The organism is Streptomyces sp. NPDC088732 (assembly GCF_044751205.1).
Lineage (GTDB): Bacteria > Actinomycetota > Actinomycetes > Streptomycetales > Streptomycetaceae > Actinacidiphila.
Map to the genome: position 1 here is coordinate 73,826 of NZ_JBIVLI010000027.1, position 18,307 is coordinate 92,132.

General features: G+C 70.9%; 13 protein-coding genes. 9 read left to right on the plus strand and 4 right to left on the minus strand.

Annotated features, from left to right (window positions below; all coding sequences use genetic code 11):
- The first annotated feature begins 160 nt into the window (after positions 1–160).
- Entirely contained in the window at positions 161–1,174 is a 1,014-nt protein-coding gene (locus tag ACIP9H_RS35130; protein ID WP_401592645.1) for a D-cysteine desulfhydrase family protein, read from the plus strand.
- Positions 1,175–1,327: 153 nt separating this feature from the next.
- Positions 1,328–1,849: a hypothetical protein gene (locus ACIP9H_RS35135; RefSeq protein WP_401963092.1), complete on the plus strand. Its 522-nt coding sequence runs from the start codon at positions 1,328–1,330 to the stop codon at positions 1,847–1,849.
- A gap of 33 nt (positions 1,850–1,882) precedes the next feature.
- Here the strand turns inward: ACIP9H_RS35135 and ACIP9H_RS35140 are convergent, their stop codons facing one another.
- Complete coding sequence (locus ACIP9H_RS35140) at positions 1,883–2,710, minus strand: class I SAM-dependent methyltransferase (RefSeq protein ID WP_401592641.1); 828 nt, start codon at positions 2,708–2,710, stop codon at positions 1,883–1,885.
- Positions 2,711–2,812: 102 nt separating this feature from the next.
- Positions 2,813–3,271: a MarR family winged helix-turn-helix transcriptional regulator gene (locus ACIP9H_RS35145; protein ID WP_401592639.1), complete on the minus strand. Its 459-nt coding sequence runs from the start codon at positions 3,269–3,271 to the stop codon at positions 2,813–2,815.
- Between the two features lie 602 nt (positions 3,272–3,873).
- On the opposite strand from ACIP9H_RS35145, the gene ACIP9H_RS35150 reads away from it, so the two are divergent.
- The 6 genes from ACIP9H_RS35150 (at position 3,874) to ACIP9H_RS35175 (ending at position 12,860) form a co-directional block, all read left to right on the plus strand.
- Positions 3,874–4,614: an IPT/TIG domain-containing protein gene (locus ACIP9H_RS35150; protein WP_401592637.1), complete on the plus strand. Its 741-nt coding sequence runs from the start codon at positions 3,874–3,876 to the stop codon at positions 4,612–4,614.
- 122 nt (positions 4,615–4,736) lie between these two features.
- Positions 4,737–5,789, plus strand: coding sequence for an IPT/TIG domain-containing protein (locus tag ACIP9H_RS35155; protein WP_401592635.1), 1,053 nt, complete (start codon positions 4,737–4,739; stop codon positions 5,787–5,789).
- Positions 5,790–5,980: 191 nt separating this feature from the next.
- Positions 5,981–6,430, plus strand: a complete 450-nt coding sequence (locus ACIP9H_RS35160; RefSeq protein ID WP_401592633.1) for an Ig-like domain-containing protein — start codon at positions 5,981–5,983, stop codon at positions 6,428–6,430.
- 378 nt (positions 6,431–6,808) lie between these two features.
- On the plus strand, positions 6,809–6,949 hold the full coding sequence (locus tag ACIP9H_RS35165; protein ID WP_401592631.1) for a hypothetical protein: 141 nt from the start codon (positions 6,809–6,811) through the stop codon (positions 6,947–6,949).
- A gap of 526 nt (positions 6,950–7,475) precedes the next feature.
- Positions 7,476–11,681: a carboxypeptidase regulatory-like domain-containing protein gene (locus tag ACIP9H_RS35170; RefSeq protein ID WP_401963094.1), complete on the plus strand. Its 4,206-nt coding sequence runs from the start codon at positions 7,476–7,478 to the stop codon at positions 11,679–11,681.
- A 195-nt stretch (positions 11,682–11,876) separates the two neighbouring features.
- Positions 11,877–12,860 carry a DUF4190 domain-containing protein gene (locus ACIP9H_RS35175; protein WP_401963096.1) on the plus strand — a complete coding sequence of 328 codons (984 nt, stop codon included), beginning with the start codon at positions 11,877–11,879 and terminating at the stop codon, positions 12,858–12,860.
- A gap of 60 nt (positions 12,861–12,920) precedes the next feature.
- Here the strand turns inward: ACIP9H_RS35175 and ACIP9H_RS35180 are convergent, their stop codons facing one another.
- The gene (locus tag ACIP9H_RS35180; protein ID WP_401963098.1) at positions 12,921–13,556 is read right to left on the minus strand and encodes a TetR/AcrR family transcriptional regulator; all 636 of its coding nucleotides are present in this window, start codon (positions 13,554–13,556) and stop codon (positions 12,921–12,923) included.
- Positions 13,557–13,654: 98 nt separating this feature from the next.
- Between ACIP9H_RS35180 and ACIP9H_RS35185 the strand changes: the two genes are divergently transcribed.
- Positions 13,655–14,617 (plus strand): zinc-binding dehydrogenase, encoded by a 963-nt coding sequence (locus ACIP9H_RS35185; protein ID WP_401963131.1) that lies wholly within the window; start codon positions 13,655–13,657, stop codon positions 14,615–14,617.
- A gap of 93 nt (positions 14,618–14,710) precedes the next feature.
- Here the strand turns inward: ACIP9H_RS35185 and ACIP9H_RS35190 are convergent, their stop codons facing one another.
- Positions 14,711–17,617: a S8 family serine peptidase gene (locus ACIP9H_RS35190; protein ID WP_401963100.1), complete on the minus strand. Its 2,907-nt coding sequence runs from the start codon at positions 17,615–17,617 to the stop codon at positions 14,711–14,713.
- Between the last annotated feature and the right edge of the window lie 690 nt (positions 17,618–18,307).

An 18,307-nucleotide genomic window follows, 5' to 3' on the forward strand; every position in this document is an offset into this window, starting at 1 on the left:
GGGCCGCTGAAGTCCCTCGCCTGCGACCCGCCGTCTGACACCCGTCACGGGGAACTTCCGCGAACGGACGGGCGGCCTGGTGCGGGCACGATGGCAGGATGGCGCGAAGCCGATCACAACGGTTGTCGTGCGCGACGGCCGTGAGAAGACAGGAACTGCGATGAGTTCGGAAAGCCGGCCGACGCGTCGGGTCGTCCTCGGGACGTGGCCCACTCCTCTGGAGCCGATGCCGCGGCTGGCCCGTGCGCTCGGCCTCGGCGCCGATGACCTGTGGGTGAAACGGGACGACCTCACCGGCCTGGGCGGTGGTGGCAACAAGGTACGCAAGCTCGAATGGACCTGCGGCCAGGCCGTCGCCGAAGGCGCGAACGTCCTTGTTACCACCGGGGCGCCGCAGAGCAACCACGCGCGCCTGACCGCTGCCGCCGGGGCCCGGCTGGGACTCGATGTCGTCCTCGTCCTTTCGGGGACACCCGGTTCCTCTACATCCGGCAACCTCGCGCTCGACGGTCTGCTCGGGGCCACGATCGTCTGGGCCGGTGACGTGGACGATCGGGAACTCGCCGCGGTTGCCGACGACGCGGTCGCGCGTCTGCGACGGCAGGGCGCTGTGCCGTCACTGATCCCCTTCGGGGGCTCCAACGTCACCGGCGCGCGCGGATACCAGGAGTGCGGGCGGGAACTGCTCGTACAGGCACCCGATCTGGCGACGGTCGTCGTCGCGGTCGGCTCCGGGGGCACGATGGCGGGCCTGCTCGCCGCGCTGGACACGACACGAGTCATGGGAGTCCACTGCGGAGCCGTCACGAATCCCGGGCGGGCGGTCGCCGACCTGGCCTCCGGTCTGACCGGGGGAAACTGTCCGCCCGAGACGTTGCGGATCAGGCTCGACCAGGTCGGCGAGGGCTACGGGGCCCTGACCGGGGCCGCGCTGGCGGCTCTCACCATGACCGCGCGCACCGAGGGCATCGTGCTGGATCCGGTCTACACCGGGCGGGCGATGGCCGGCCTCATCGCGGCGGTCGAGGAAGGCGAGGTACGTCCGGGACAACGCACGGTCTTCCTGCACTCGGGCGGCATGGCCGGCCTCTTCGGCCACCCGGCGACCCTCACCAAGCTCCAGGAGACGCCGGCGGACCCGGCCCCGCGGACCGTCCGACCTCCGGCGTCGTAGAACGCCAACGGCGGCGAAACGAATTCCCGGCACGCCCTCATGCCCAGCGGGCATGACAACGCACCCCCCGTTGGTTGACGTACACGCAACGCTCACACCACATCCCGGTGGGACAACCCGCCCACCGGCCGAACCACAGCAACGGGAGACGCCATGCCAGTCTGCGGGGAATGCAAGCACCCCGTGCACGCCCATGCCGGTGCCGCGCAGGGCGGTCCCGACCCCTCGGGCCCTGGCTGCGCCGCCAGTTGCGGTATCTGCGAGGCAGAACTCTCCCGGTCGGCCGGCCCGTTCGAAACCGTCCGGACCGCTCCGGCACACGCACGGATCGTCCTGCTCACGCCGCACGGTGTCTCCACCGTCGAGTGCGCCGTGGAGCCCGCGGTCAGTCTGCGATGCACCACGGACGAAGGAACGGCCGCCCTGGCCCTGGGATCGTGGCTGTTCACCACGGATCCCACCAGGTACGACGAGCTGGAGATCCCGCTGCTGCAGTTCGCCTACAACCCCGGTCAGGAATCGTTCGCCGCCGAGGAGATCCTGGCCCTTGGTGCTTTCGTCGCCGAGCAGCAAGGCACCGCGCGCTGGAACCACGCCTTGACCACCCTGCTGGCCAGGCTGAGGAGCACCGCGGCGGCACTGCACCAGCACACCGCCGACGCAACAACGGGCTGACGCCAACGACGACGGCCCGGTGCCCATCGCCTGTCAGGCGGTCGTCGCGGTGAGGAACTGCGTCCGGATCCGGACCGCCCGGTCGGCCACGGGCAGCTCGAAGTGGTCGACGGCTGTCGCTTCGTCGGCGTTCTCCACCTGCCAACCGTGCTGGTCGAACAGGGTGAGCCAGGCCTCGCGGGTCATGATCGTGTGCAACGGGCCGTCGCCGGCGAACATCACCTCGTCCACGGTCGTGACGACGAGCGCGGAGTCGAGGCCGGCCGGGTGCGTCTCGGCAGTGAGGGCCAGGGTGCTGCCCCGGGCGGCGCGGTGGGCGATGCCGGTCATGAGCCGAGCCACGTCTCGGGGCTTCAGGAACAGGGCGAGGTGCTCCGCGATGAAGAGCGTGGGTTGGTGGGCGTCGTGCCCGGCGCGCGCCAGAACATCGGTGACGTCGTCGGTCGCGAAGTCCGCTGGGACGAGGGTGGCGTGGGCCGAGTCGGTGTCGAGGGCTTCGAGGCGCCGCGCTTTGTCGGCGGTCGTGTGGGGCAGGTCCAGGTCGAAGAACCGGACGCCGGAGTGCCTGAACCGCAGTGCTCGATCGTCGTAGCCGGCCCCGAGGTTGACGATCTGGCGGGTACCGGCCGCGAGGGCGTCCAGGACGAGCCGGTCGAAGTAGGGGGCGCGGGGCGCCAGCAGGCCCACGGACAGGGAGATGTCGCTGGGCTCGCCGTCCTGGTCGATGGCCCGCAGTCCCTTGACCAGCGCTCGACCGGCGGCGGGGTCGCCGTCGGGGGTGTGTGGGCGGTCGAGCTCGACGCGTCCCAGAGCGCACACCTCACGGATCATGGTCAGGGTCTTGTCTGCTTGCGTGGTCACGGGGATGCTCCGTTCGCGTGGGTGCGCGCCCCGCCCGGGCGGACGGCGGCGCACCGTTGGCGTGTGGCTTGATCAGAGGACCTGGCGGTTTCGGCGCGTCGGTCAGGGCATGTCGACGTGCGGCAGGTCAGCGGTGATCTTGTCGAGGAGAGCCTGCAGGGTGGCACGCTCGGCCGGGGTGAGGGACGCGAGGATCGACTCGTCCGCGGCGATCATCGCCTGCTCGTGTCCGGAGATGAGCTCGGTCGCGGCGTCGGTGGCGAAGACGCGTTTGCTGCGTTCGTCGCCGTTCTCGAAGCGCCGCTCGACCAGTCCGCGCGCCTCCAGCCCGCGCAGGACACCGGAGACGTTCGCGGCAGTCGTCCGTGTCGCCTGGGCGATGTCGCGCTGGATCGCCCCGGGATGTGCAACGAGGTGGTTGAGAACGAATGCCTGCTGCACGCTGAGCCCGCGGGAGCGGATCCACTCCTGCCCCGCCCGCATCTGCGCCCAAGCGATCACCTTGAGCTGTTCGAGCGGACTGGCGCGTGCGCTTCCGGCGGCGTCTTCGGCTGTATCCACACCTCGAAGCTAATCATTAAGTCCTTAACAGTCAAGCACCGAACTGATGCACTGGCCACCTTCCAGGCGGGCCCGCCCCTTCAGCGCGCGGTGCGCCGTCGCGGGGTGTCCGCTGGGCACCGCGGACGCCGGGGCGGACCACCGGCCCCACGGCCACGACTGGCGTCCCGTCAGGACCGACGACGCCATGTCCAACTGATTGGCATATGAAAGTGCAATCTTAAATGCGCCCGACAACCGCCTCTCTTCACGCCGTGGCGCTCACCTGAAAGGGAGACATCTCGGCTTAAGCCTTGTCGCGCAATCACTCTGATGGGTTACTACACATGTCCGTGCCAACGGCTTTCGACTTTGCAGGCGGACGTGGGCAATCCCCTGATCAGGCGGCAGCTCACACCTGACAGGCTGTTCTCCCTCGACAGGCCCTCCAACGTGACCGACAGATGCGCACTGCCGGTCGGGGCGACGCGTACGACGCCGATCGGGTTCACCACTTGGCCAGTGGAGACGAGAGCTGACTTCCACCGCCAGGTACGTGTGCGGACCGAAAGCCCTCATCACTTCTCGGCAATGCGGCGCATTCCGAGCGAGGAGGAACACGCATGCCCATCAGTCCGAACCAAGGGTCCAGCGGTGGCGGCACAACGGTCACCATTACCGGCGTCAACCTCGCGGGCACCACGTCCGTGCACTTCGGAACGCGGCTCGCGACGATCGTCAGCGTCACGCCCACCAGCGTCACCGTCATCGCGCCTTCCGGCAGCGGGGCGGTCAGTGTCACCGTCACCACTCCAGGTGGAACGAGCAACCCGCTGCCCTTCTACTACATCGGGGCGCCCTTCAAGCAGAGCATCAGCCCGACCGGCGGATCGACGGCGGGCGGGGAGACGGTCACCATCAACGGCACCGGCCTGTACACCGCGAGCAGCGTCGCCTTCGGCGCGAACTCCGCCGTGCCGACCGTGGTGTCGGACGGGCAGATCACGGTCACCGCACCAGCCGGTTCACCCGGGTCGGTGAGCGTCAGCGTCACCACCGTCGGCGGCACCAACAACGGATTCTCGTACACCTACTTCGACGCCCCCACGCTCACGACCCTCACGCCGACGCAGGGGCCGGCCTCGGGCGGCACCTCGGTGACCCTGGTCGGCACGGCACTGACCAGCACCACCGCGGTGACCTTCGGCGGTGTCCCGGCACCCTTCAGCGTGATCAACGGCAATGTGGTCTCGGCGGTCGCCCCGCCCGGGACCGCCGGCGCCGTCGACGTCGTGCTGACCGCCGACGGGGGCAGCGCCACCGCGACGGGCGCGTTCAGCTACGTCGCGAGTCCCGGTATCTGACCCCCTCCGTGCCTCCCGGGCCCCGGCCCGGACGACCCGCACGGGCCGGACCTCCGGCCCGTGCGGGCGCGAGCAGGACAACGACAGGCCTCCAGGCCGATCCGACACCGTACGGAGACTCCGTGAAAGACAAGACCAGCCCCGCGGCGGCCGCACAGCCGACCGCCGTCGCCGCCGTACCCGTCCTCACCTCGGCATCCCCCAACACCGGCCCCGCCGCGGGCAACAACAACGTCGTCCTCACCGGCAGCGGTTTCACCGGAGCGACCGCCGTCAAGTTCGGCACCACCGCGGCAGTGGGCTACACGGTCAACTCGGCCACCCAGATCACCGCTGTCGCCCCGCCGGGGACGGGTGCCGTCCCGGTCACGGTCTCCACGCCGGGCGGCACCAGCAACTCGGTGACGTACACCTATACGGCGCAGCCCTCCCTCGTCTCCGTTTCCCCGCCCCAGGGGCCGACCGCCGGCGGGACGACGGTCATCCTCACGGGATCGGGGCTCACCGGGGCGACGGCGGTCAGGTTCGGCAGCACTGCCGCGACGTCGTACACGGTCAACTCGGCCACGCAGATCACCGCGGTGGTCCCGGCGGGGACGGGGGCGGTCCCGGTCACCGTCACCACACCCGGCGGCACCAGCAACGCGGTCTCCTTCTTCTACCTCGGCGCGCCCGCCCTCTCCTCCCTTTCACCGAACCAAGGGCCGGCCGCCGGCGGCACGGCGGTCACCCTCACCGGCACCGACCTCAGCGGGGCCACGGCGGTCAGGTTCGGCAGCACTCCCGCCACCAGCTACACCGTCGACTCCCCGACACAGATCACCGCGGTCGCCCCGGCGGGCACCGGCAGCGTCCCCGTCACCGTCACCACACCGGGCGGCACGAGCAACTCCCTCGTGTACAGCTACGTGGGATCCCCGGTCCTCACCCTCCTCTCCCCCACCCAGGGCCCGACCGATGCGGGATCCGGCGTGACCCTCACCGGCACGGGGCTGACCACCACGACCGCGGTCCACTTCGGCGCGGCGTCAGCGGCGTTCACCGTGCTGTCCGACACCGCGGTCGCGGCGGTCGCCCCGGCCGGTCCCCCGGGCGCCGTCTCCGTCAACGTCACCACTCCGGGCGGCACGAGCAACTCGCTGACGTACACACGTGTCGCACCTCCCGTCATCTAGGCGGCGACCGAAAATCCCGGGGCGGAGCCCCGCTCGCTCCACGTGCGGGAGCTGTATGACCCACGTAACGTGACGCTCCATGACCAACTGCAGGATTCACGCCTGCAGTCGAACAAGGAGCCTATTTCGTGAAGAGCTGGTGCAAACGAAGGACGTGGAGTGCCGGGGCTTTCGCGGCGATAGCCGCCGTCGTGGGGACCGCGTCTCCGTCGGCCGCGGCCGACCAGTCGACGACGACACTCCAGGTGCCGTCCACGACCGCCGCCGCCAGGGCGTACGTACGGCTGACCGCCACGGTGACCTGCACCGGCACCCCCAGCGGCGGCAACGGCCTCGGCGTGACGTTCTTCGACGGCGGGGACATCATGGCGACGGTGCCGGTCGCGGCCGACCGCCGGGCCCTCTACGTGGCGATCTTCAACACCACCGGCCTGCACAAGATCACGGCCGCGTACAACGGGAACGACAACTGCTTCGCCTCCCACGACGAGAAAACGGTCACGGTCACCGAGGCCCCGTACTGCCCCTGGGGAATCGGCCCGTGCCGGGACGACCACGGCTTCCCGTACTGCCCGCCCCGTCCCTCACCTCCGGTGATCAATCAGCTGACCGGCCCTCGGGACCAGTGCCGGTCCTGGTGAACCAGGTCTGAGGGCGACGGGCCGGTGCGCGCTCGGCTTCCGACCGCGCCCAGGCCGTCCACCTCTTCCGATCGGGCGCTCTGGGGTTTCGTCGGGAGACCTTAGGTGATGAGCGTGGTCCGGGTTTACCTTGGGCCGCACTCGGCGCGCGCGGCCATGCTCGTCACCGAACGCTTCCGCAGACGTTCCTGGCGACGAACGGGTCACGGACCGCTCAAGATCGCGTACGCACACATCTGGAGCAGGCCGTACGGGCCTGCACCACCGCGTACTTCGAGCCCGACGTCGACACCGGGTACGCGATGTGGTCCAACCGGTCGGTGCCGGGTCGCCGGCGGCAAGGACCGGCTCGCCGGGCTCATGGAGCGAGCGAAGTCCATGAATAACCAGGTGTTCGGTGCCCACGCGGTCGTGACGTACGGGGTGGGAGGCGATCCGAGGTTCGACCTGACGGAGCAGTGGGTCCGCGAGGACGGCGCATGGCACTACGACCGCTGCGAGCCCCTCGACGACTACTGACGGGTGCCGCATGCACCCCGTCGGCGCATCCACCTGATCAAGCGGCCCATCTGGAGCCCCGCGCCGCGGAATCGTGCGCCGGCGTTCCGTACCCTGAACTCCCCGGCCTCCAGGGGATTCCTGCGCGTCACGTCGCCTGAAACGCGCGGTCCGCTCCCGGCCGTGAGACGCGCCGCCTGGTCGTGCGTACGGCGGCGGGTTGCGTGCCGACGTCCGGGAGCCTCCGGCCACTCTTCCTTTGAGCGCGGATGCAGTCGGTCCGTCCGCGGGACCGTTCATGGGCTGGGAAGGCGCCGGGATCCCGTCCGGCTGTCCAACGGTTCCTCGACGGACCAGAGGTCCGTGGGCCCGGCCATCGGACAGCCCCGCCCCTCGGCGCTGCACGCCGCATCCGGCGCGATCAGGCCCACGCGCCATATTGACAGCCATCTGCAGTGGATCACTAATGGACGCGGCAGTGAATGGATTCATTCGCTCACCGCCTTCAGAGTTGATCGAGTGTCACCGGTCAGATGGGAACGGTCACTTGCACATATCGAGAAAGCCCACGCGCTCCGGGCGGCTCAGACTCACCGCGTTACTCGCGGTGTTGGGCCTCGCGGCGCTCACCCTGCTCGGGGCGCAGACATCGGCCGTCGCGCAGGCGCCTGCCGGCGTGGCGCGCACGGTCGCGGACACCGCCCGGGACAACGGACTGTCGACGGAGCCCTCCTGCTCGACGCCGAAGAAGAACGAATTCGCGTGCTTCGCACTGCGCCGCACGGACCTCCCGACCGCCCGCCGGTCTGAGGCGCCCGCCGGATACGGCGCCGGCGACCTGCGCGGCGCCTACGACCTCCCGGCAGCCGGCGGCGCCGGGCAGACGGTCGCCGTGGTCGCCGCGTACGACGACCCCACCGCCGAGCAGGACTTGGCCGTGTACCGGCAGCAGTACGGGCTGCCTGACTGCACGACCGGCAACGGCTGCTTCCGCAAGGTCGACCAGCGCGGCGGCACCGAGTACCCGCAGCCCGATCCCGAGTGGGCCGGGGAGATCTCGCTGGACCTGGACATGGTCTCCGCCGTGGCGCCGAACGCGCACATCCTGCTCGTGGAGGCCGACAGCGCCGACCGGGACAACCTCGGGGCGGCCGTCGACCTGGCCGTCGCGCTCGGCGCCAAGGTCGTGTCCAACTCGTACGGCTCCTACTACGACAGCCTCCCCGGGGGCGGTGAGGACCCCGCCGAGACCACCGACACGCACTACAACCACCCGGGTGTGGCCATGGTCGTCGCCGCCGGCGACCTGAACTACGGAGTCCCGTATCCCGCCGCCTCGCCCTACGTCACCTCGGTCGGCGGGACCTCGCTCGCCCGCGACCCGAGCAGTCCCCGCGGGTGGTCGGAATCGGTCTGGAGCAACGGCGACCGGGGCACCGGCTCGGGCTGCTCCGCCTACCAGGCGAAACCGGCCTTCCAGAAGGACACCGGCTGCCCCCGCCGCACCGTCGCGGACGTCTCGGCCGTCGCGGACCCGGCCACCGGTGTGGCGGTCTACCAGAGCTACGGACAGAGCGGCTGGCAGGTGTACGGCGGGACGAGTGCTGCCACGCCGATCATCGCCGGGGTCTACGCGGCGGCCGGAGCGCCGGCGGCCGACAGCTACCCCAACTCCTACCCCTACGCCGCGGCCAGTGGCCTCAACGATGTGACCAGCGGGTCCAACGGCACGTGCGACCCCGCCTATCTGTGCACCGCAGGGCCCGGATTCGACGGGCCGACCGGACTGGGCACGCCCCGGGGCCTGGGCGCGTTCCGCGGTGGGCCGCGCGGGGAGATCTCCGGGACGGTCACGGACGCCGGTACCGGCAAGGCACTGGCGGGGGCCGCGGTCTCGGGCGGCGACGTCACCGTGCACTCCGACGCCTCGGGGGCCTACACGCTGTCCCTGCCGGCCGGAACCTACGACATCGGCGTCGAGGCCTTCGGCTACGCGACGGCGTCCACGCCGGACGTCACGATCGCCGACGGGGCCACGCTGACGAGGAACTACGCGCTGACCGCGGTGCCCAGCCGTACGGTCACGGGGAGGATCACCGACGGTTCCGGGCACGGCTGGCCGCTCTACGCCAGGATCGTCGTGGACGGCTCGCCCGCCGGCCCGGTGTGGAGCGACCCCGCGACCGGCGTGTACAGCCTCGAGCTGCCGCAGAACCGTGCGCACACCCTGCGGGTCACGGCGTCCCTTCCCGGCTACGAGGAAGTCACCCGGCACCTGGCGGCGGGCACGGCGGCGCAGCAGCTCGACATTCCGGTGCCCGCCGACGTCTGGTCGGCCGGCGCCCCTGCCTACGCGCCGGAGCTGACCGGCCCGACACAGGAGTTCACCTCGACGGACTCCGCGCCCGAGGGCTGGTCGGTGGTCGACGCCGAGGGGACTCAGGGCGGCTGGGCGTTCGACGACCCCGGAGCGCGGTCCAACACCACTGGCGGCGACGGCGGTTTCGCGGTGGTCGACAGCGACCACTACGGCTACCCGGCCGCGCAGGACTCCAGCCTGGTCAGCCCGCGCTTCGACTTCACCGGCGTCACGGTCCCCGAGCTGGCCTTCGACACCGACCTCAAGCCCTTCTTCGGGCAGACCGCCGACCTCGACGTCAGCACCGACGACGGCGTGACCTGGAAGAACGTCCGGTCCCTGACCACCGACGCGGCCGGCCCGACCCATCTCGACGTACCCCTGGCCGGGTACGCGGGCGAACCCTCGGTCCGGGTGCGGTTCCACTACACCGCCTCCTTCGCGCTGTGGTGGGCCGTCGACAACGTCTTCGTCGGAGGCAGGGGGCTCACCCCCACCCCTGCCGGTCTCATCACCGGAACCGTCACCGACGCCAACACCGGCGCGGGGCTGGCACCGGCCACCGTCATCGACCGGGACCAGCCCTCGCTGAGCGCGATCACGGCGGCCACACCCGAGGACCCGAACCTCGGCGACGGCTTCTTCACCCTGACCGCGCCCCTGGGCAAGCACACCCTCACGGCAGCGGCGCCGCGCTACACGGAGCGGTCCAAGACGGTGGCGGCGCGCGCCGACACCGTCGTGGCCTCGGCGTGGAAGCTCACGGCGGGTCAGCTGTCCTTGACGACGGAACCGATCGAGGCGACGGCGGTCCTGGGAAAGACCGCGACGCACAAGCTGACCATCACCAACACCGGAGGCGCCCAGGCCACCTTGACCCTCGCGGAGCGGGTCGGCTCCGGCAGCACCGGCGCCGGCGCACCCCTCCACCGCGCCGCCCGGCGACCGCTCCCGTCATCGGGCGCCGACGGGCACACCGCACCGATCGACGGCCGCACCACGCTTCCGCCCGGGCACGCCGTTCCCTCCCGCGAGGCCGGGCCCTCGGGTGACGCCTGGAAGCCCGTCGCCGACCTGCCCGCGGCCATCATGGACAACGCCGTCGACAGCTTCGACGGCAAGATCTACTCGGCCTACGGGTACGACGGGGAGGACGACACCGGCGACCTGTACCGCCTCTCCCCCGACACCGGCACCTGGAGCCGGCTCACCTCCTCCCCGCACCCGCGCCGCGCGCCCGCGCACGGCTTCATCGACGGCTTGTTCTACGCCGCCGGCGGCTGGGGCAGCAGCACCGGCGGCATCGACCCGGCCCTGGACATCTACGACCCGGTCAGCAACCGATGGACCAGCGGTGCGAAGGCGCCCAAGGCCTACGCCGGATCGGGAAGCACCGTCCTGGACGGAAAGCTGTACATGGTGGGCGGTTGCGCCGCGACGAGCTGCGGCACGACCGACGCCTTCGTCTACGATCCCCAGGCCGACCGCTGGTCGGAGATCGCCCCCTATCCGGAGCCCATCGCCTGGCAGTCCTGCGCCGCCATCGGCACCAAGATCTACTGCGCCGGCGGGGAGAGCGGCGGCGCCGTCGCCGTGGCCTCCTCGTATGTCTACAACCCCGCCACCGACAAGTGGTCGGCCCTGCCCGACATGCCGATCCCGCTGTGGGGCGCGGCGTACACCGCTGCCAACGGACTGCTGCTGATCTCCAGCGGTGTGACCGACGACAGCCTGCTGACGAACCAGGGCTTCGCCCTCGACCCCGCGACGGCGACCTGGACCGCCCTGCCCAACGCCAACACCAGCACGTTCAGAAGCGGCGGCGCGCCGGGCTTCTACAAGGTCGGCGGCACCGTCGACGCCTACGAACTCGCGCCCACCACCGCCGTCGAGGTGCTGCCCGGCTACGACCAGGCGGGGCTGTCGGAGGTCACCTGGCTCGGCGAGTCCGCCAGGACCATCACCCTCGCCCCCGGTCAGAAGACGGTGCTCACCCTCACCTTCGACACCGCGAACCTGGAGGTCGCCCAACCCGGCGACCTCGGCGCCAGGCTCGCACTGTTCACCGACACCCCCTACGCACTGCCCGACATCCCCGTCACGCTGCACGTCGACCCACCGCGACGATGGGGCAACATCAGCGGGACCGTTCTCGGGGCGACCACGGCAGGAGGAACCGCCCCGCTGGCCGGCGCGACCGTGCAGATCGACAGCTGGGCCGGCTCCTGGACGCTCACAACGCGCCCGGACGGCACCTTCGGACTGTGGCTCGACACCCGCAACAACCCGTTGACCGTCATCGTCGCCAAGGACGGCTACCGGCCGACCGTAGCCACCGTGCGGCTCCAGAAGGGAGCAACCGTCGTCCACAACGTGACGCTGGAGCGCGCGTAGCAGCCGCCGGCACCTGATCCAGGCCGGGGCGCGGCCCACTCCGGGCCGCGCCCCGGCCGTCTGCCGGCACCGGATATATTCGCGCACGTTCGTTCGATCGTGCACGAGGAGCGCTGTTCCGTGGACTCGCCGTACTCGCCCCAGCCGTCGGCCCTCGAACCGCCGACGCGGCGGCCACTGAACAAACTCGCGGTCATGGCGCTGGTGTTGGGGCTGGTGTGCGTCGTGCCGGTGATCGGCGTCGTGCTGGGGGCCGTGGCGCTGACACAGATCAACAGGCGGGGCGAGCGCGGCAAGGGCCTGGCCGTCACCGGTCTGGTGCTGTCGGCGCTCAGCACGCTGGTGGCCGCGCTCATCGCGCTCGGCGGCCTCGCCGCGTTCACCAAGGGCTTCAGCGACGGCCTCGCGCATGGCGCCCGGGACGGCAACACGCTCTCCTCCCTGCGCAGGGGCGACTGCTTCAACACCCCGAAGGACGAGGTGAAGGGCGCGATCAGAAGCGCGGCCACCGTGCCGTGCGCGCGCGTGCACACCGGCGAGGTCTTCGGGGTCTTCCAGATGTCCGGGGAGAACAGCGGCTTCCCGGGGGACGACTCGGTCGCCACCGTGGCCGGGAAGCGGTGCGGGCAGCTGCGACACGCCTACACCCTGGACACCTGGGCGTTCCCGAAGGACGCCGGCGTCTCCTACTTCGTCCCCACCAGCAGGTCGTGGAACATCCACGAGCGCCAGGTGATCTGCTTCTACCGCAAGCACAGCGGCCCCCTCACGGGGTCGCTGCGGCGCGACGAGACCACGCTCGACGCGCATCAACTCGTCTATCTGAAGGCCGCCAACACGCTCGACGACGCGAATGACGACGCCCCGGAGGCGGAGTACATCGAGGACGACCTCAAGGGCTACAAGCAGTGGGCGCACGACGTCACCATCGCCCTCGGCCAAGAGTCGCGTCTCCTGCGCCACCACGACTGGCCGGCCGCCGCGCGGCCGCACGTCGCGGCGCTCGCGAAGGAGTTGGACGCGGCCCGCGCGCACTGGGCGAAGGCCGCCGGCGCCAAGAACGCGCATGCGTACTACGACCATTACAAAGCGGGGGAACGGCTGTCGGGCCACGACGAAGCCGTCAAGGCCCGCGCGGCGCTGGGCCTTGCCACGACCGACCCGACCGCGGGCTCCTAGCCGTTGCCGTTGCCGATGACCGCTCGCCCGCACCTGGGAACCGGCGGCGGGCAACGCCGGTCAACGCGGTGACGCATGCACCGCGGAGGCCAGTCGTACCGCCGGCGGCAGTGGCGCTTGGCCGGGGCGCGCCTCGAGCGCCTGGATCGCCAATGCCGCGAAGCGCCGGGAGGCCGCCACCTGGGTGGTGGCCGACGCGGCGTGGATCCCTTGGTTCGCCATCAGGATGACGATCAGGTCGTCCAGGACGAAGTCGGGCCGAAGGCGTCCCGCTGCTTGGGCCCGTTGAGCCAAGGAGGCGACTGCGGTCACCGTGTACTCGCGGCTCGCGGCGGCATCCACCGCTCCCGGAAAACTGGACAGGAACGCCTGCGTGAAGCCGCGATCGCGTGCGTGCAGCTCGCAGATCCTCTCGATCACCAGGCACAGGCCGCGCCAGGGGTCAGGATCCGCGCTGCCCTCGTCGACGATGGCGCGACAGGCGGTCAGCTGGTCGGCGAAGGCTTCGGCGACGAGCGCCTGCTTGGTCGGGAAGCGGCGGTACAAGGTGGCGGGCCCCACACCGGCGTGCCGCGCGATCTCTCGCATCGGCACGTCCAGGCCGTCGGTGGAGAACAGCGCCCGGGCGGCATCGAGGATGCGCTCGCGATTGTCCAGCGCGTCGGAGCGCAGCGAATGAGGCACATCGTCGGTCACCGCTCTCACTTTACCCAAACGGACGGGGGCGTCCGTTACGGTCCCGGGATGTGAGGGCCGCCACCGTCCACAGGCGGTTCGGAGATTCGGAGATGACCTTGAAGGCAGTGGTGATCCAGAGGTTCGGAGGTCCTGAGGGCCTGGCTGTCGTCGACCTGCCGGAGCCCGTACCCGGCGCCGGGGAGGTGCTGATCGCCACCGAGGCCGTGGGGGTGGGCGGTGTCGACACCTTGATCCGGAGCGGGGCGCTGGCCTCGTACGGCTTCAAGGAGGGCCACGTGCCGGGTGGCGAAGTGGCGGGCACCGTGACCGCGGTCGGTGACGGCGTCGACCCGTCGTGGGCCGGCCGGCGGGTGTGGGGCTCGCCCGGCACCGGCGGGGGCTACGCCGAGCAGGTGCTCGCGCCGGTCGGGCAGCTCGTTCCCCTGCCCGCCGGTCTGTCCGCCGCGGCGGCGGTGACGCTCGGCAGTGCAGGTGCGGTCGCCCACTTCGGTCTGCGGCACGCTCACCTCGCCCCCGGGGAGGCCGTCCTGGTGCGGGGCGCGGCCGGCAGTATCGGGATCATGGCAGTGCAGCTCGCGGCAGTCGGTGGAGCCGCGGCAGTGGCGGTCACGACGTCGTCGGCCGAGCGCGGTGAGCGGCTGCGCCGCCTCGGCGCGACCCACGTGCTGGACCGCTCCGGCGACGGAGGAACAGATGCTCCCGGCGGCTACGACGTCATTCTCGATGTGGCGGCCGGAAAGGACATGGCGTCGTTCTTCGACAGGCTCAATCCGAACGGCCGCATGGTGGCCGTCGGCGCGGTCGCGGGCCGGCCGCCCGCGGACTTCGGCACCAGAATCATGGCGGCGTTCCAGAAGTCGATGTCGTTCGCCGCCTTCAGCGCGGCCACCGTCCCGGAGGCCGACCTGCGTGCCCGGCGCGGAGAGCTGTTCGCCGCGGCCGGCCGCGGCGAGGTCGAAGCGGTGGTGCACGAGCTGCTGCCGCTCGACAAAGCCGAGCTCGCGCACCGGAAGATGGACGCCGGTGAGGTCTTCGGCAGGATCGTGCTCACGCCGTAGCACCCGCAGGTGTGCCGGCGCTGGGCACCGGCCGCAAATGCCGCGGGGCCGGCCTCCCTTGCGGAAGGCCGGCCCCGGCTGGGTGTGCGCCGGTCAGCGGGAGCTGATCAGCAGGCCGGGGACGACGGTCCGGCCGGTGCGGAACTCGGTGTACGCCCACTGCTCGACGTCGGGCTGCGGGCCCACGGGGTTCAGCGTCACCTGGGAGTACCCACCCCGCTGCACCTCGGTCGGTGTGGTCAAGGTGGCGTTGTGCCGCTCGGCGTTCTCAGGGACGACGGTCACCCCGAGCCGGTAGGGAACCTCGGGGGAGGTCGCCGTCTGGGCGTGCACGTAGGCGGTGTAGACGCCGGGTTCGGGGAAGAACCGGGCGCTGCGCTCGTTGCTGTGCCAGGAGGCCCAGCTCCGGTCGACCAGTTTGCCGTCCTTGTAGAGGTAGAGGTCGAGGTTCGTGTTCGGGTCGTCGGAGGCCGTCTGCACGATGAGTCCGGCCGAACCTGGCGGTACGACGATCTTCGTGCCCTGGGTGCCCACTCCGCCGGGGGAGAACACGCCGCCGCTGACGGAGGTCGTGAGCTTCTTGTCCGTCCAGGTCACGGGGGTGTACCCGGTGGTGCGGCCGGCCAGCGGTCCGGTGAAGCCGGGTTCCAGGTATCCCTGGCCTTGCCCGCCGACACGGCCGAACTCGATGCCCGTGTCGTCGTACGGACGCGGGGTGAAGCCCCACGGTCGGGCGGCGACCGTCAGCCGCACCTGGTGCCGGGCGCTGGTGAAGGTCAGTGACCCGGTGGCGTAGCGGTCCCAGGTCGCGGTGCCGCGCTCCAGCGTGATGGTCACCGTGGCGGTGGCACCGGGCTTCACCGAGATCGTCTTGGGGCTGACGGTCACCTTCATCCCGGCGAGTCCGTCGACGTGCGCCGTGTACGCCTCGGTTCGCGTGCCGACGTTGGTCAGCCGCCGTGTGACACGGACCGGCTTCGTTCCGTCGTACTCGCGCAGCGCGATCGACGGCAGGTTGATCTCCTTGCCGTCCGGGGTCGCCGCGGACGCGAAGGCGGTCAGCTCGGCCGGCGAGGGCTCGATCACCAGGCCCGGGTCGTCGGCGGACGAGGTGCGGGGCAGCCCGGAGCCCTGGCGCAGCGGGCTGGCCGTGCCCTTGGTGTCGGTGGCGGTGGTCCGCAGTGCCGAAGCGGTCGCGCCGGGCGACCACTTGGGGTGCCGGGCACGCAGCAGTGCGGCCATGCCGGCCACGTGCGGTGCGGCCATCGAGGTGCCCGAATACGCGTCGAAGAGCCGTCCTCCGGCCATCGGCGACACCGCCGCCACCACGTCGATGCCGTCCGCGACGAGGTCGGGCTTCTGCAGTCCGGTGTGCACCTGGTCGGGACCGTAGGACGAGAGGCCGGCCACGCTCGGCACCCCGACGAGGCTGCTGCCGTCCCCGCCCTCGGCCAGCGACGCGGTCCCGTCAGTTCGGTGCGCCCACAGGTAGTTGAAGAGCTTGCCCGCCTGTTCGGCGCTCCACAGGTAGACGGTCGGGAAGTCGTAGATCACGTTCAGCCGCGTGTTGCCGGTCGACTGGAACAGCACCACGCCGACACCGCCGGCGGCCTTGACGGTCGCCACCGCGTCGACGGCGTCGAGGAAGTCGCAGGCCACGATCTTGCCCTTGACCTTGGCGGGGTCGAGGCTTCCGGACCAGCAGTACTGCGCGCCGTCCTCGAGCGATCCGGCCTGGTCGGCGAAGACGATGGGGGTGTCGCGGCGGGACGGCAGCCGGTCCATCGACGTGCCGACGATACGGGTGCCGTCGCCGAGCCGGACGGTCGCCTCGTGGGAACGCTCGACGGTCGCGCCCACCGTGGTCACCCACGGTTCGGCGTTGCTGACCATCCCGGACATGCCGTCGTTGCCGGCCGAGGCCGCGACGAAGACCCCGGCAAGGTAGGCGTTGAGGAAGGCGTCCCCGATCGGGCTGTTGGGCTCGTAGTCGCCCATCGACACGCCGGCCGAGTAGTTGATCACCTGGACACCGTCGGCCACCGCCGCGTCGATCGCCGCGATGATGTCGGCGTCCGTGCCCGAGCCGCCCCAGAGGGCCTTGTACACGGCGATACGCGCATCGGGGGCCACCCCGGAGATCGCGCCGTAGTCGTGCCCGAGGATCATCGCGTGCTTGACCGGGAGACCCGCCGCGGTCGAGGCGGTGTGGGTGCCGTGCCCTTCCATGTCGCGGGGCGAGAGGCTCTCCCCGTCGGGGAGCGAGCCGTAGGCGCTGAGCCACCCGTCGGCGAAGTACCGCGCCCCGACGATCTTGCCGTTGCAGGCGGAGGCGGGGAAGTCCTGACCGCTCTGGCAGGTGCCGTGCCAGCCCGCGGGCCGCGGCATGGTGGCGGCGAAGGACGCGCTCTCCGGCCAGATTCCGGTGTCGATCACACCGATGACCACATCGGAGCCATGGCCCGGTTTTGTCTGCGCGGCCGGTTGCGCCGGTGTGCGCGTCGACGCCTGTGCGGTGTCCTGTGCCGTTTGCGGGGTCGTGGTCGTCGCGGCGTCGGCCTTCACGAGACGGGCCGCGGTGACCGCCGCGACGCGCGGGTCCTTGGCGAGCCGGCCGGCCTGATCACCGGTCAGCTTGGCGGAGAAGCCGTTGAAGGCGGTCGTGTAGGTGCGCTGCGCCCGCACACCGAAGTCGCCGAGCACGTCACGCTGCGCGTCGCCGAGGTGCTGACGGTACTTCTCGGCCGCGGCCGAGTGCGGCTGGAGTTCCTGACCGGCCGCCGGCCTGGTCGCCACGAGCCCCTTGACGCCACCCGCGTACGAGGTGACCGGCGCCTCCCGCAGCCGCACGACGTACTGCCCCTTGATGGTTCCGGGCTGCGGGGCGGAGTGCAGGGCACCCCCGCCGGTCAGGGAGGGGCGGGGTCCGTCGTACTGACCCAGCTTCAGGTCCGGCAGGGGATTGCCGGACTGCGCCATGGCCGGTCCGGCAATCCCCAAGCCGCTGAATATGGTGGCGAAAACAGTGATGGCCGACGCCACGACAAGTCGGCGTCGTCGTCGAAGGCTCGGGCTTGTGACCACGAGTCTCCTCCCATGAGGTGAACGGTGTGCATGTCCGTCACACCCAATCTTCACCCGATCACGGCAGGGTTACGTTCGCGTGACGAATCGTCGCGCCCGACGTCGCAACAGGCCTCTGACGTGGAGGTTTTGTCCTGGTGGCGGAGCGGGCCGCCGGACGCGGGAGCGAATGGCAGGCCGGCTTCCGGGCCGTCGCGATCCGGAGTCTGCCGGGAGCCTGAGCTGCACGAACTCCGCCACGGACGCGGGCACTCGATGCCTGGACGGCCACCAGGATCCCGGACGGCGGCATGTCGCCGACGCCGCCGGTGAGGCCCGCCCCCAACTGCTGTCGTTTTGACGACAGCTGTCGGAATGCCGACACCGCCAACACGTTCACGGTTGGCCGAAACCTGTCACCACGGCCGCACCGCCGACTGTTACACCGACATGAAGCCGCAAGTGACTCCACCTCGCAGTGATGGCCCCGCTATGAACCGCTCACCGCTTTTCGGACAATGATCTCCGAACTGTGGACGGTGGTTGGGGTGGCTGAAACGATCCCCGGGTCGTACACACCTGCGCATCGTGCGACGTCGCCGCGGAGGCACCGTCGCCTCCGGCCAC

What these genes read in the sequence shown, in the direction of transcription:
- ACIP9H_RS35135 (WP_401963092.1), top strand. Translation starts at nt 1,328, where the DNA reads ATGCCAGTCTGCGGGGAATGCAAGCACCCCGTGCACGCCCATGCCGGT.
- ACIP9H_RS35130 (WP_401592645.1), top strand. Translation starts at nt 161, where the DNA reads ATGAGTTCGGAAAGCCGGCCGACGCGTCGGGTCGTCCTCGGGACGTGG.
- ACIP9H_RS35175 (WP_401963096.1), top strand. Translation starts at nt 11,877, where the DNA reads ATGGCGCTGGTGTTGGGGCTGGTGTGCGTCGTGCCGGTGATCGGCGTC.
- ACIP9H_RS35165 (WP_401592631.1), top strand. Translation starts at nt 6,809, where the DNA reads ATGAATAACCAGGTGTTCGGTGCCCACGCGGTCGTGACGTACGGGGTG.
- ACIP9H_RS35150 (WP_401592637.1), top strand. Translation starts at nt 3,874, where the DNA reads ATGCCCATCAGTCCGAACCAAGGGTCCAGCGGTGGCGGCACAACGGTC.